The organism is Streptomyces sp. CNP082, assembly GCF_059570535.1.
In genome coordinates this window covers 23,099-35,842 of the sequence record NZ_JCANSZ010000067.1, presented here as the reverse complement: position 1 = coordinate 35,842, position 12,744 = coordinate 23,099, and the positions used below count along the sequence as shown (strand labels likewise).

Annotated in this window: 8 protein-coding genes; 3 read left to right on the top strand and 5 right to left on the bottom strand. The window is 74.3% G+C overall.

Annotated features, from left to right (window positions below):
- On the top strand, window positions 1-3,264 hold a 3,264-nt coding region (locus tag B124_RS32750; protein ID WP_496506655.1), incomplete at its 5' end, for an SDR family NAD(P)-dependent oxidoreductase.
- Between the two features lie 141 nt (window positions 3,265-3,405).
- On the opposite strand, the gene B124_RS32745 is transcribed toward B124_RS32750, so the two are convergent.
- From B124_RS32745 to B124_RS32730, 4 genes are all read right to left on the bottom strand, one after another.
- A complete protein-coding gene (locus B124_RS32745; protein WP_496506654.1) occupies window positions 3,406-4,326 on the bottom strand; it encodes a 2-oxo acid dehydrogenase subunit E2 in 921 nt (306 codons plus the stop codon).
- Window positions 4,323-4,550 (bottom strand): acyl carrier protein, encoded by a 228-nt coding sequence (locus tag B124_RS32740; protein WP_496506653.1) that lies wholly within the window; start codon window positions 4,548-4,550, stop codon window positions 4,323-4,325. Before B124_RS32740 ends, B124_RS32745 begins: the two co-directional genes overlap by 4 nt.
- A 28-nt stretch (window positions 4,551-4,578) precedes the next feature.
- Window positions 4,579-5,355, bottom strand: coding sequence for a thioesterase II family protein (locus B124_RS32735; protein ID WP_496506652.1), 777 nt, complete (start codon window positions 5,353-5,355; stop codon window positions 4,579-4,581).
- Between the two features lie 192 nt (window positions 5,356-5,547).
- Complete coding sequence (locus tag B124_RS32730; RefSeq protein WP_496506651.1) at window positions 5,548-8,256, bottom strand: LuxR C-terminal-related transcriptional regulator; 2,709 nt, start codon at window positions 8,254-8,256, stop codon at window positions 5,548-5,550.
- 425 nt (window positions 8,257-8,681) lie between these two features.
- Between B124_RS32730 and B124_RS32725 the strand changes: the two genes are divergently transcribed.
- The gene (locus B124_RS32725) at window positions 8,682-8,936 is read left to right on the top strand and encodes a DUF6059 family protein (protein WP_496506650.1); all 255 of its coding nucleotides are present in this window, start codon (window positions 8,682-8,684) and stop codon (window positions 8,934-8,936) included.
- Between the two features lie 335 nt (window positions 8,937-9,271).
- On the opposite strand, the gene B124_RS32720 is transcribed toward B124_RS32725, so the two are convergent.
- Window positions 9,272-9,739: a pyridoxamine 5'-phosphate oxidase family protein gene (locus B124_RS32720; RefSeq protein ID WP_496506649.1), complete on the bottom strand. Its 468-nt coding sequence runs from the start codon at window positions 9,737-9,739 to the stop codon at window positions 9,272-9,274.
- Window positions 9,740-9,887: 148 nt separating this feature from the next.
- On the opposite strand from B124_RS32720, the gene B124_RS32715 reads away from it, so the two are divergent.
- Window positions 9,888-12,740, top strand: coding sequence for an ATP-binding protein (locus B124_RS32715; protein ID WP_496506648.1), 2,853 nt, complete (start codon window positions 9,888-9,890; stop codon window positions 12,738-12,740).
- The last annotated feature ends 4 nt before the right edge of the window (window positions 12,741-12,744 follow it).

Below are 12,744 nucleotides of genomic sequence, written 5' to 3'. Positions count from 1 at the left end.
TACGACTACGGCTCCGGGTTCCGGGGGCTGACCGCGCTGTGGCGGGACGGCTCGACCCGTTATGCGGAGGTCGTGCTGCCCGAGGAGCACACCGGTGCGCANGGNCCGGACGCGTTCGGTCTTCACCCCGCGCTGCTCGACGCCGCCTTGCACACCCTCCTCGTCGATGCCGGCGACAACGACAACCTCGACACCGGCATCCGCGTCCCGTTCGCCTGGTCGAAGGTGGCGCTCCACGCCACCGCCGCCACCCGACTGCGCGTCAAAGCCACCACCCTCGGCCCCGACACCGCCGCGATCACCCTGTACGACACTCAGGGCGCCCTCGTGGCCGAAGTCGGCGAGCTCACCCTGCGTACCCTGCCCGCCGGCGCCCAGCCGACCGGCATCCCCGACCACCTCTACGCCCTGCGCTGGACCCCGCAGCAACTCCCGGCCGAGGCACCGGACCTGACCGGCTGGGCCACTCTCGGCCCCGCTAACCCGCTCCCCGGCACCACCGCCCAACACCACCCGAGCCTGACCGGCCTCCTCACCACCGGCCACCAGCCCACCGCCGTCATCTACGCCCCCGCACCCGGCGACCCCAATCCCGCCACCGCCCACCAGGCCGCCCACGACCTGCTCACCCTCCTCCAGCAGTACCTCCACGAACCCCGCCTCACCGACACCCCCCTCGTCCTCCTCACCCAACACGCCCACACCCTGCCCACCGATCCCGACCCCACGAACGACCCCGCGCATACCGCGCTGTGGGGCCTGGCCCGCTCCGCGCAGGCCGAGCACCCCGATCGCATCCACATCCTCGACACCGACGACCACCCCGACACCCGCACCCACCTCCCGCACGCCCTCGCCCACGCCCTGACAGCCCCCCAACTCGCCCTCCACCACGGCACCCCGCACACCCCCCTGCTCACTCACCTCCGCGACGACCCGCCGTTGACCCCGCCCGCCGGCACGAGCGCCTGGCGGCTGGACACCGCTTCCCCCGGCACCATCGAGTCCCTGCAACTGCTGCCCGCCGCCGAGGCGGTGGAGCCGCTCGCGCCCGGCACGGTGCGGGTGGCCGTACGCGCTGCCGGGCTCAACTTCCGCGACGTGCTCATGGCGCTCGGGATGTATCCGGGCGAGCAGATCATGGGCAGCGAGGGCGCCGGTGTCGTCACCGAGGTGGGCCCCGGCGTGACGGACCTGGCGCCCGGCGACCGGGTGCTGGGCCTGCTCCCGCACTCCTTCGGCCCGCTCGCGGTCGCCGACCGGCGCATGCTGGCACCGATGCCCGCGGGGTGGACCTTCGCCCAGGCCGCGGCCGTGCCCGTCGTCTTCCTAACCGCGTACTACGGCCTGCGTGACCTGGGCCGGCTGGCGAAGGGCGACGCCGTGCTCGTGCACGCTGCCACCGGCGGCGTCGGCATGGCGGCCGTCCAACTGGCGCGGCACTGGGGCGCAGAGGTGTACGCCACCGCCAGCCCGCCCAAGCAGGGGCTGCTGCGTGAGCTGGGGCTGCCGGCGGAGCGGATCGCCTCGTCTCGCGACCTCGGCTTCGCCGAGCGGTTCCGGCGCGCGTCCGGCGGTGCCGGCATGAACGTCGTGCTCAACTCGCTGGCCCGGGAGTTCGTGGACGCCTCGCTGGGGTTGCTCCCCGCGGGCGGGCGGTTCGTGGAGATGGGGAAGACGGACATCCGTGACGCCGCCGATGTCACGGCGAGCCACCCGGGGGTCGAGTACCAGGCGTTCGACCTGATGGAGGCGGGCCCGGACCGGATCCGCGAGATGCTCGCGGAGATCGTCGCGCTGCTGGAGTCGGACGTGCTCACCCCGCTGCCGCTGCGCACCTGGGACGTGCGGCGTGCGCCCGAGGCGTACCGCTTCATGAGCCAGGCCCGGCACGTCGGCAAGATCGTGCTGACCGTGCCGGCGCCCCTGAACCCGGCCGGCACGGTGCTGGTCACCGGCGGCACGGGCGCGCTGGGCGCGCAGGTCGCGCGCCATCTGGCGACCGTCCACGGCGTACGGCACCTGCTGCTGACCAGCCGCCGCGGGATGGACGCGCCCGGGGCCGCGGCGCTACGGGGCGAGCTGGCCCGCCTCGGGGCCCAGGCCACCGTCGCGGCGTGCGACGTGTCACGGCGCGAGGACGTCGTACGGCTCCTGGACGGCGTACCGGCCGAGCACCCGCTCACCGCCGTCGTGCACGCGGCGGGCGTGACCGCCGACGGCACGGTCGAGACGCTCGACGCCGCCGCCGTCGACCGGGTGCTCGCGCCCAAGGTGGACGCGGTATCGCACCTGGACGAGCTGACCCGCGGCCTGGACCTCAGCGCCTTCGTGCTGTTCTCGTCCATCGCCGGCACCCTCGGCACGGCCGGCCAGGGCAACTACGCCGCCGCCAACGCCTGGTTGGACGGGCTGGCGCAGCGCAGGCAGGCGCTCGGGCACCCGGCGGTCTCGCTCGCCTGGGGCTACTGGGCCGAGGAGAGCGAGCTGTCCGGCCACCTCGGAGAGGCGGACGTCGCCCGGCTGAGCCGTACGGGCATCCTGCCGCTGGCCACCGACGAGGGCCTGGCGCTGCTCGACGAGGCCGTGGCACTGGGCGACGCCGCCGTTGTGCCGGCGCGGCTGAGTACGCGCGCCGAGGAGGGTGTGGCGGTGCCGGCGGTGCTCCGGCAGGTCGTCAGGCCGGCGCGGCGCACGGCCGCGGCGGCGGACTCGCCGGGGTCCGGCGGGTCGCAGGCGCAGTTGGCGGAGCTGCCGGCGGCGGAGCGGGCCGAGGCGCTGGTGAGGCTGGTCCGTACGCACGCCGCCGCGGTGCTGGGGCACGGCTCGGCCAACTCCGTGCCGCGCGACGCCGCGTTCAAGACCATCGGCTTCGACTCGCTGGCCGCCGTGGAACTGCGCAACCGGCTCAACTCCGCAACCGGCCTGCGGCTGCCGGCCACGGCCGTCTTCGACAACCCGACCGCCGAGGCCCTCGCCGCGCTCGTTGACGGGGAGCTGCCGGGCGCGCCGGCCGCGGCGGACCCGGTGGACGCCGGGGCGGGAACCCTCAGCGAGCTGGAGGACATGCTGGCCGCGGGCGCGTTCGACGAGCAGGAGCAGGCGAGGCTCGCCAAGCGGCTGAAGGCCCTGCTGTGGCAGCTCGAGGACGCGCACCCGGCCGGGACCCGGGAGACCGGTCCCGCCGAACCCGGCCACGAGCTGGACGTGGCGAGCGACGAGGAGATGTTCGCGATGATCGACCGGGAGCTGGGCCGGGGCTGACTCCCGGGCCCTGCCCGGCCGGTGGACCAGGGCGGACGAGCGGCCGGACGGAAAAGACCGCCGGCCCGCGGCGAGAGCGCGCGGGCCGGCGGTGCAGGAGCGTGGGGGACGGCGAGTACCGCCGCCGTAGTGCGGAGAGCGTCAGGGACCGGGCGCGGGGGCCGCCGGGTCGCGGGCGTCGACCGCCTCGTGCACGACCGCCTCCCGGGCAGCCGGCTTCCCGGCGGACGGGTCGGCGGCGCCCCTCTCTCCGACACCCGCCTCCCCGCCGTCTGTCTCCCCGGTGCTCGCCCTCTCCGGGGCCGCTTCCAGCGCGTACGCCTCCAGGAAGTCCTTCAGCTCGGACAGCACGTCGGCCGCCTCCGCCCCGTCGATCACCCGGTGGTCGAAGGCAAGGCTCAGCCGCATCACGGGAGCCACGGCGACGGCGCCGTCCCGTACGACCGGACGGTCCGTGATCCGCCCCAGGCCCAGCGTGACGGTCGTGCCGCCGACCGAGTGGAAGCTGTCCACCGCGCGGTGGCCCAGCGAGGTGACGGCGACGGTGCCCCTCAGCTCGGGGCGGTGCGCGAGCGACCGCGTCGCCAGCCGGAACAGCGTGCGGCCGACGGGCACGGGCAGCCGGTGCAGCTTGCGGACCGCCTCGAACTCCGGCATGGACTCGGGGTCTCCGTCGCGCAGCCGGTTCACGTGCTCCTGCACGTCGTCCAGGCTCGACTGCTCCAACTTCGGCACGACGGAGGACAGCACCACGCGGCGCCCGCCCAGGGTCTTGTCCAGCGTCACCTTGCCGCCGACGGTCGCGTAGCGCGCGACCTTGGGGCGGAGCCGGCCGCGGACGGCCGCGTTGGCCTCCGGGTGCCGGGCCAGCACGCTGCCGGCCGCTCGGAGCACGTACGAGACGACCGAGTACCGGCGGCTGTCGCGCCGGGCGTCCGCCCGGTGTTCCTGCACCCGGCTCATGTCGACCTCGGTGTCGAGGAAGACCGGCGCCGTGTCCCGTATCTCGTCGCAGTGGTAGAGCGTGTGGCGGCGCTCGGCGGGGAAACGGGCGATGCTCACGCCGCGACCGCCGCCCGGTGGATGCCGTTGAGGCTGCCGGCCTCCAGCAGGTCCGGCAGCGACACGCTGCGGCCGGTGCGGCGCTCAAGCGCCGCCGTCAGCCAGAGCAGGTGCACCGAGTCCCAGCCGGCGATCTCGTCCAGCGGCCGGTCGGCGTCTTCGACGGACACCGGCAGCCCGAGTTCGTCACGGATCAGCACCACAAGATCGTCGATGGTGGTCATGAAACGGGCACTACCTTTCGGGGGTGGGTCAACGGTGCGGCGTCGCGGCCGAGAACGCCCGGACGTCCCGCATGAGGGCGGTGGCGACGGCCCGCTCCGCGCCGTCGAGGTAGAAGTGGCCGCCGGGGAACCGCTCGATGCGGAAGGCGCCGGAAGTCAGCGGCTCCCAGGCCGCCGCCTCCTGGTCGGTCACCCGCGGGTCTTCGGTGCCGGTGAACACGGTGATCGGACAGCGCAGCAGGAAGCTCCGGTCGTAGCGGTACGTCTCCACAGCGGTGTAGTCGGCGCGCAGCGCCGGCAGGATCATGGCCCGCATGTCCGGGTCGGCCAGGATCTGCGGGTCGGTGCCGCTCAGCGTGGCGACCTCGGCGAGGAGCCCGTCGTCATCGCGCTGGTGCACGGTCTCGACGCGCGGCGTCGCCGGCGAGTGCCGGCCCGAGGCGACCAGGCCGATGGGCGGGTTGGCCCCGTCCCGTTCCAGCCGGGCTGCGGTCTCGAAGCCGACGACCGCGCCCATGCTGTGCCCGAAGAGGACCAGCGGCAGGTCGGTCAGCGGCGCCAGCACGGATGCCACGTGGTCGGCGAGGGTGCGCACCTCGCGCAGCGGCCGGTCGTGGCGCCGGTCCTGGCGGCCCGGGTACTGCACGGCCATGAACTCGACTGACGGGGGCAGTTCCCGCTGCAGCGGGAAGAAGGTGGTTGCCGCGCCGCCCGCATGGGGCAGGCAGACAAGCCGTATGTCCGGCTGCCGGGCCGTGCCGAAGCGGCGCAGCCACGTGTCGTCGAACGGGATCTGTGTGGGCACCGTAGGCCACGCCTTCCCGCGCTCTCCCGGGTGCGAGAGCCGGCACACGGTGGAAAGCGCACCTTGAGCACTCCGACTCGTTTGTTACCTGTGATGCTACGGAAGCCGGTTGAAGCCCGACAAAGAGCTGCTAAAGAGGTGCGGACCCCGGGGGACGGTGCCGCGACGGCCGCGCCCGTACGGCCGCGGGGGTCAGGGCGGCATGCTCCGCAGCCGCGTACCGATGTCGGCCCGCTGGGAGATGCCGAGTTTCTGGTAGATGCGGGTGAGGTGCTGCTCGACGGTGCTCACGGTGATGTGGAGCCGGTTGGCGACCTGACGATTGGTCAGGCCCTTGGCCACGAGCGCCGCCACCCGGTGCTCGGCCCGGGTGAGCAGCTTCTCCTTGCCCAGGGCGTCGTGGATCGCCCTGCTCGTCCGCTCCGGCGCCGGGGTGCGCGAAACAGCCTGGTCGGGCAGGCAGTTGCGGGCGATGTGCGCCGCCGCGGCCTGCGCCCTGGCCGCCCAGGACTCGTGGCCGAGCCCGCGCAGCGCGATGGCGAGTTCCTGCAGGGTACGCGCCTGCTCCAACCGGTCGCCGGTGGCGAGGAGTTCGTCCATCGCCCGGAACAGCAACCCGGGACGCCGGTGCGGCGGCGCCATCCGCGCCTGCAGCCGCAGCACCATGGCGTGGTCGCGACCGCCGTGGTCGGGGGCGCGCGCCGCGTGCTCGGCGAGCATACGGGCGGACATCTGCTTGTCGCCCAGGTGCAGCCATGCCTGCGCGACGTAGAGACGCCACGGCACGAGCGTGGGGTGGTCGACGAAGGCGCGCTCGGCCACCTTCCCTATCCGCAGGAAGTCGGAGAGCGCCGAGTGCGGCCTGTTCGTGGCGAGATGGAAGCAGCCGCGGACGCACAGGTAGCTCAGCCAGTAGATACTCTTCTCCCACGCCGGGGGGATCGGCTTGGCGAACACCCGCGCCACGTCGTCGTAGCGCCCCATCTCCATGTACACGGCGGCGAGTACGGCCTCCGCCGCGCACGCGTACCCCGTGCTGCGCTCGGTGATGACGCTCTCCACCAGCCGGACGCAGTCCAGGCTCGCCGCCAGCTTGCCCTGCCGCAGGGCGACCATCGCCTGCTGCAGGGAGAAGATGGCCTGCCAGCCCGGTGCGTCCCGGCTCGCCGACTCCTTGACCAGCCACTCGCACCACTGCCAGGCGGAGTCGAGCCGGTCGGCGATGACGAGGGCCTTGATCGAGGAGGCCAGTGACCAGACCGTGGAGTCGGAGAGGGTCGAGACCTCCAGCAGGTTCTCCGCGGCGGCGGCCCAGTCGCCGCGCTCGCCGAAGAGGAACGACGCCTCGAAGGTCTGGAACAGGGAGGCCGCCGACGCGTCCGAGGCCCGCCCGCCGCTGTCGGCCGCGGGGAGCTGCGGGACGTGCCCGTCCTCCTGGTTCTGGGTGCTGTGGTGGCTGAACCAGGCCCACAGCCAGGCGATGCTGGGGTGATCGCCGGCGCGTACGTCGGCGGCGCTCGACTCGGCGCCCTGCCGCTGGAGGACGTCGAACGCCTCCTGGAGTTTGCCGTAGCTGAAGAGCAGATCGGCGAGTCCGTCGTACGCCGTGCTGGGCATTTTGCCCGCATGGAAGGCGCTGAGCAATGCGGTCAGATGTCGGATTTCCGTGGCGGCGGGGCTGATACGTTGCGTGATGAGCGCCAGGCGCAGATATATCTCGATACGGTCAGGGCTGCTCGGACTGCTTTCCAGTGCCAGTTCGAGGTATCGGACAGCCAGTCGAATATCTTCCTGGCCAATGGCTGTCTCGGCGGCGTCGCGCAGTGCGGACCGCTGCCATGCCTCGACCGCGTGCCGGGCGGCGAGAAGATGGCGGGCCACTTCCGCGGTGGGGCTGCCCGCGTTGTTCTGGAGCACCGCCGCGCGCCGGTGCAGTTCATTCCGCTGCAACGTGCCCAGGTCCGCGAGGATTTCCCGGGGAGCGCTCTGGTGCCGGAAATTCGTGCCGTCCAGGATGCCGGAGCGGCGCAGCGCCTCCAACTGCTGGTCCATGACCGCAGGTGAAATACGGGTCATACCCGACAGCAGCTCGGGTGCCGCGGAATCTCCGAGAACGGAGATCATCCGCCCCAGCTCCACGGCCGTGGCGCCGCTGCGGTAGAGGCAGGACATGACGGCGCGGCCGTACATGCCGAGCTCCGCCGAGGACTCCGCGCCCGTCGGGCGCGCCTCCATGTCCTCCTCCCGGAGGTCTTCGAGCAGCGCGCGCAGCAGGAGCGGGCTGCCGCCGCTGAGGTGGTGCAGCAGCTCGATCCACTGTTCGTGCGGGCGGTTGACGCGGGTGGTGACCGCCGCCCGCACCCCCCGCTCGTCCAGCGGCCCGAGGTGGATGCGCTGGGCGTTCGGCCGCCGCAGCAGCTCGGTCTTGACGGGCTGGTCGCGATGGCGCAGGTGCGGGCAGTGGGAGAGCAGGATGAGGGTGCGCCGGCTGCGGTGCCAGCCGACCGCCTGGAGCAGGAAGTCGAGCTCGGACCAGGGGATGTCCTGCACGTCGTCGATGCTGATCACGACCGCGCCGTTCTCCCCGACATGCGGCAGTGCGGCGCTGAATTGCAGCGCGGGCGTGGCGCCCGCGGGGCCTTCGCCGGGTGGTGGGGCGGGCACCTGCGCGACGAGCTGCTGGAACAGGGAGATGGGCGGGTGTGCCGCGGTGCTTCTGCCCTGGACGCTGAGGACTGTCGCGCCCATGTCGGCCGCGTGTTCCGTGATGGCGTGTAATAGCGCGCTTTTTCCGCAGCCCACGCCGCCTTCGATCAGAATTGTGCGTGACATTCCGTGGAGGCAGCGAGAGAATGCAGAGCGCAGCGCCTCGAATTCGGCCGCACGGATGACGAAAGCCATACCGGATTACTCACCTCCCGTTGGCGCAATTGATCCGTCGAGGGAATCAACGCACCTGAGCAAGTCCAGGTCATACGGCGCTCAGGGTAGCGCCGTACCGTATTCGGTTAGTATTTTCACAGGTCGGCATTGGTTGCGCAAGGCCGCGTTTTCTCAGATCGCGAGATATGCGTAGGTCCGTTTTGTGTCATTCATCCGGGCCCCGTTGTGATGCTGCGGAGTATACATCCCCTGGGACAATCGCATGGGTCTGCGAGCATCGCCCGTGGGAGCGAACGCGGGCGTACCGGACGGCGCGTGAGCCCTCGGGCGCGCCCGCAGCTCTCCGGCGCGCGGGTACCCCGGCGGGGTGCCGCGGGCGGTGCCGGGGGAGCGGCGCAGCGAAATTTTGGCGGGGCTTTGGCGCCGCGCAACACTCTGCCCGGATGGTTGCTCCCCTTGCCTGGCTGCGGCGCGTGCTGCAGGAAGCCTTCACCGCCCTCGGCCGGGTGTGGTTCTTCATCCCGGAACCTCCCCCCGTCCCACCCCCGCCGGACCCGGCTCCGGGCCCGGCCCCCGGCCACCCCGAGCGCCTGCGCCCCGATGTACCGCTCACGGACCAGGAGGAGGCCCTGCGCCGGCAGTTGGACGACATCGCCCTGCCCGGCATCATCGGCGAGGAGAGGCGCCCGGGCGCGTAGTCGCGCGGCGGGCGGCCAGGTGCCGGGAAGGGCGCGTGCGAGGACCAGGGAGCCGTCGTACGCGGGCGGGCGCGCATGGCCGCCAGCCCGGACAAGCGTGAGCCCCGGCCGGAGGGGGGATCCGACCGGGGCGACTCGGGGCGGATACGGAGGGCGGTCGCCTCGCGGCGAAAGGCTCCATGGGGCTTCAGCCGAACGATCTTCCCCATGGGCGAGAGGTGAGGCCCGGGGACACTGTTCCCACCATACCCGCACCGGCTTCAACAGGAGGGGGCCTCCAGTTGTTCCGCGGTCCCGCGCCCCACGGTGTGAAGCGCGACACAAGGGGCCCGGTGTCAGTCCAGCCAGCGGCCGTCGCGCATCAGCTCGCGCCCGCGCAGTTCGTTCACCTCGCGCCAACTCTGGATCCGCCGCGGGGTGATCCGGAACCAGCGGTAGCGGGTGGTGAGGCCGCGCGGGTCGAAGCCGGAGCGGGCGGCGAAGCGGTCGCCGTGCTCCCGCGGCAGCGCGGCCAGCTCGAAGACCTCCACCGCGCCGTCGACCACCGTGACGTCCCGCGTGTGCCCCAGTGCCAGCCGGGCGGCGCCGGTGGCGGCCAGGTTCCTGCCGGTCGGGCTCTCCGCCGGCGTCGCCACCCACACCGCCTCGCCGTCCCAGGAGAACGACAGCGGTACGAGGTAGGGCGTGCCGTCAGGCGCCGCGCTTGCCACCCAGATGTCGACGTCGTGGGTGAGCCGGTGCTCGGTGTCCCGGCGGCGCTCTGCGCGGGTGCGGGGCTCGGCGGGCTGCGTGGGTGCGGTCATCTCTCGCTCCTGATCGTCGTGCGGCTCGTACGCGGGCGGGTCCGCTGCGCCGCACCGGGCCCGCTCGCCGTGGCCTCCACAGCCTCGCTGCCGCCCTCCCCGCACCGCCTCCGTGCTGACCACGGAGAGCACCGCGGATAATGGCAGCGTGTCCACGCCGCCGGTCTCCGCCCGCGAAGCCGAAGTGCTCGCGCTCCTCGGCGAGCACCTGACCAACGCCGAGATCGCCGGACGCCTGTTCATCTCCGTACGCACCGTCGAATCGCACGTCTCCTCGCTGCTGCGCAAGCTGCACCTGCCCGACCGGCGCGCCCTCGCCCGGCACGCTGCCTCCTCCGCGCGCGCAGGGCAGGCCGGACCCGCGCCCGCCCTGCCCGCACCGCTGACGGCGTTCGTCGGCCGCACGCGCGAGCGCGCCGAACTGGCCGCGGCGGTACGGGCCCACCGGCAGCTCACCGCTGTCGGCCCCGGCGGCGTGGGCAAGACGCGGCTCGCGCTCGCGGTCGCCGGGGACCTGGCCGGCGAGTTCCCGGACGGCGTGTGGTTCGCCGACCTCGTCCCGGTCACCGACCCGGCGCGGGTGGGCGCCGCGGTCGCCGCCGCCGTGGGCGTGGGCGAGCAGCCCGGACGCGACGTGGACGACGCCGTGCTCGCCGCCCTCGCGGACCACGACGCGCTGCTCGTACTGGACAACTGCGAGCACGTACGCGACGGGGTCGCGCCGTTCCTGGAGCGGCTGCTCGCCGCCTGCCCCCGGCTGCGCGTGCTCGCCACGAGCCGGGCCCGCCTCATGGTGCCCTTCGAACGCGCCTTTCCGGTGCCTCCGCTGTCGCGGGCCGGCGGTGACGAGTCCGACGCCGTGGCCCTGTTCATGGACCGCGCCGCGGCGGTCGGCTGGCCGCCGGGACCGGGCGCGAGCGCGGGCGTGGTCGCCGTCTGCGAACGGCTCGACGGCATGGCCCTGGCCATCGAACTGGCCGCCGCCCGCTGGGCCACGCTCGGACTCGACGGCCTGGCCGCCGGCCTCGGCGACCAGTTGCGGCTCCTCAGCGGCGGCGCCCGCGCCGACGACCGCCACCGCTCGGTGCGCGCGGTCCTCGACTGGAGCCACGACCTGCTCCAGCCGCAGGACCAGGCGCTGCTGCGCCGGCTGTCGGTGTTCGTCGCGCCGTTCACCGCCGCGGCGGCGGCCGAGGTCGCCGGGCCAGGACTGCAGGACGCCGCCGCCGTCGCCGACGGCCTCGGCCGGCTCGCGGAGCAGAGCCTCCTCGCCGTCGCCCCCTCCGCGACCGGCACCCGCTACCGCGCGCTGGAGCCCATCCGCCAGTACGGCGCGGAGCGGCTCGCCGCCGCCGGCGAGCAGACCGCCGTACGCGCCCGCCACCTCGCCTGGTGCACCGCCGCCGCCACCGCGCTGACCGGCACGGGCGGCCCGGATTGGCGGGCCCGGTTCGACGACCTCGCCGAGGACATGCGGGTCGCGCTCGGCTGGGCCGCCGGCCAGCCGGAGCGGCGCACGGAGGCCCACCGCCTCGCCCTGGCGCTGGCCGGGCTGGCGTTCACGCGCAACCTGCTCGGCGAGGCCCAGCAGCGCTACGAGCAGGCCGCCGCGCTCGCCGACGACGCGGGCGCCGCGCCCGCCCTGCGGCACGCCGCGGCGGTGGCCGGCTGCCGCCGGCTCGGCGACGACGTGTACCGCCTGCACCGCGCCGCCGCCGAAGCCGCGGAGCGCGCCGGCGATCCCACCGGCGCCGGCCGCGACCTCGCGGAAGCCGCCACCGCCGCGTACCGCTTCTCCACCTCCTTCACCCGCCTGCCCACCGTCGCCGAGGCCACGGCCGTGCTCGCCCGCGCCCGCAACCTGGCCGGCGACGACCCCCGCGCGGGCGCGGCCGTCGCGCTGGCCGAGGCGGCGGTGGTCACCGACGCGTACGGCGCCGTGCAGGGGGACGCGGACAACGCCGTGGACGAGACGGCCGAACGGGTCCGGCACGCCGTCGAACTGGCCCGGCGCGCGGCCGACCCGGTGACGGAGTCCGCCGCCCTCGACGCCCTGTCCGGCGCCCTGAGCTGGGCCGGCGACGCCTTCGCCACCGCCGCCGCCACCCGCCGCAGGACCGAGGCGCTGGCGCCGCTGCCGCCCACGCCCGCGGTCGCCCATGAGCGGACGGACGCCCTCGCCATGGCCGCCGGCACCGCGGTCGGCGCCGGTGAACTGGACCGCGCCCGGCGCTGGGGCAGGGAACTCGCCGACCACCCGCTGCTCGCCGAAGCCGGCCACCACGCCACCGCCTGGCTGCTCGTCGCCGACGCCCTCGCCGGCCACGCCGGCGAAGTCCTCGCCCACGCCGTGCGGTTCCGCGACTCCTTCGAGCACAGCGGCGGGCAGCGGTCGCTCTCCCTCGCCGCCGGCGCCGCGTCGGTGGCCATGGTCCACGGCCTGCGCGGCGACGACGACGCCCGCGCCGGCTGGCTCGCCCTGTCCGCCCGGGCGGACACCGCGCCGGAGCACCGGCACGGCTACGGCGCCGTCTTCGACGCCACCGTCCTGCTCCACCGCGGGGACGCGCAGGCCGCGCTGGAGCGGGTCGCGCCCGAGCCGGGCGAGGTGTGGAAGTGGGTGTGCTGGGTCTGGCTGCACTGGTACGTCGCGCTGCGCGCGGAGGCGGCGGTGCTCGCCGGCCACCCGGCCGCCCGCAAGCGGATCGCCGCGGCCCGCGCCGTCGTCGCCGGGAACCCGGTCGCCGCCGCGCAGGTGGACCGCGCCGAGGCCCTGCTCGACGGTGACGTGGCGCGGCTGCCGGCCCTCGCGGCGGCGTTCGCCGCGGCGGGGAGCCCGTACCAGCAGGCGCGTACGCTGCTGCTCGCCGGGGGCGGCCACACCGCCGCCGGCGCGGCGGCGCTGGCCGGCCTCGGCCTCGTACCGGCGGACGTCCTGCCCGAAGACCTCCCACCGCAAGGGCCCCTGCCCCAAGGCGCCGGACGGCCGCCGCAGGCGTAACCGC

What these genes read in the sequence shown, in the direction of transcription:
- B124_RS32725 (WP_496506650.1), top strand. Translation starts at nt 8,682, where the DNA reads ATGGTTGCTCCCCTTGCCTGGCTGCGGCGCGTGCTGCAGGAAGCCTTC.
- B124_RS32720 (WP_496506649.1), bottom strand. Translation starts at nt 9,739, where the DNA reads ATGACCGCACCCACGCAGCCCGCCGAGCCCCGCACCCGCGCAGAGCGC.
- B124_RS32740 (WP_496506653.1), bottom strand. Translation starts at nt 4,550, where the DNA reads ATGACCACCATCGACGATCTTGTGGTGCTGATCCGTGACGAACTCGGG.
- B124_RS32730 (WP_496506651.1), bottom strand. Translation starts at nt 8,256, where the DNA reads ATGGCTTTCGTCATCCGTGCGGCCGAATTCGAGGCGCTGCGCTCTGCA.